Here is a 1153-nt window from a genome sequence, read left to right as displayed (position 1 = left end):
CCCCCCCCAATTGGGCGTCGAGATGGAAGCTCGAATACGCAAAGGCCCGCGGCCGAAGATGCAGCCATCGGAACGGCAGGCGTTGCGGGAGTTGATCGTCGAGCATCCGCTCTCGACGGCAGAGGAGTTGGTGAAGCTGCTCCACGCTCGCACCGGGACGCTGGTTTCCAAGCCGACCCTGGCCAAGGCGATCAAGGCGGAGGGGATCGTGCGGGTCAAACCTGCGGTCAGGTCCGGATACGCGGAACCTGCACGGGGCGAGCCATCGCGTTACGGCTACAGCGAGCGTCATCGGGACGCGGGAGACCCCGAGCGCTATGCCACGTCGCTCACGCAAGCGGAGTGGGAGATGGTCGCGGACATCTTCGACGATGCCGGCGAACGGGGCAGGCCCGCAGTCCATTCGCGTCGGGCGATCGTGGATGCCTGCTTCTACGTCGTGCGTACGGGGTGCTCCTGGCGGCTGATGCCGAAGATGTTTCCGCCCTGGAATGCGGTCTACAAGCTGTTTCGCCGCTGGAGCCGGCAGGGCCGCTTCGAACGCATGCACGACCGACTTCGCCAGCGCTGGTGCGAGCGCGCGCAGCGGGAGGAATCTCCGTCCTCGGCCATTCTGGACTCGCAATCCACCCGGACCTCGCCACAGGGCGGCGAGAAGGGCTTCGATGCTGGCAAACGGGTCAAGGGCCGCAAGCGCAATCTGGTCGTCGATACACTCGGCCTGGTGTTGGCGGTGGTCGTGACGGCCGCGAGCGTGCAGGACCGCGATGGTGCCTACCCCGCAATGGCGCTGGCGTGTGCGAAGTACCCGACGCTCCGTCGGGTGTTCGTGGACAGCGCCTATGCCGGGACGTGCGCCGCACGGCTTGAAGCCATCCACGATGTCACCGTGCATGTGGTGCGGCATCCGGGGAACCGGAACATTGGCTGCTGGCAGATCGGACAGTTGTCGTTGTTCGAGCCGCCGACAAGGGCATATGCGGCGCTGCCGAAGCGCTGGATCGTCGAGCGAAGCCATGCCTGGCTGGAGCGCGCACGGCGCTTGGTGATGCACCACGATCGCCTGGCGTCGGTCTCCGAGAGCTGGGTCTGGCTCTCCGAAGCCAGAAGGCTGCTCAGGGGGCTGAGCGAGGGGTGATTCGGCAACACCCTC

The 1153-nt window shown here is 66.3% G+C and carries 1 protein-coding gene; it reads left to right on the top strand.

Annotated elements, in window-relative coordinates; genetic code table 11:
• Positions 1–34: 34 nt before the first annotated feature.
• A complete protein-coding gene (locus tag ACT53Q_RS19080) occupies positions 35–1138 on the top strand; it encodes an IS5 family transposase (protein ID WP_476188248.1) in 1104 nt (367 codons plus the stop codon).
• Positions 1139–1153 lie beyond the last annotated feature (15 nt).

The sequence above is a fragment of the Lysobacter sp. DMC97 genome, assembly GCF_056313745.1.
Note: the sequence above shows the minus strand (reverse complement) of the source record. Positions and strands in the feature narration are given on the sequence as shown.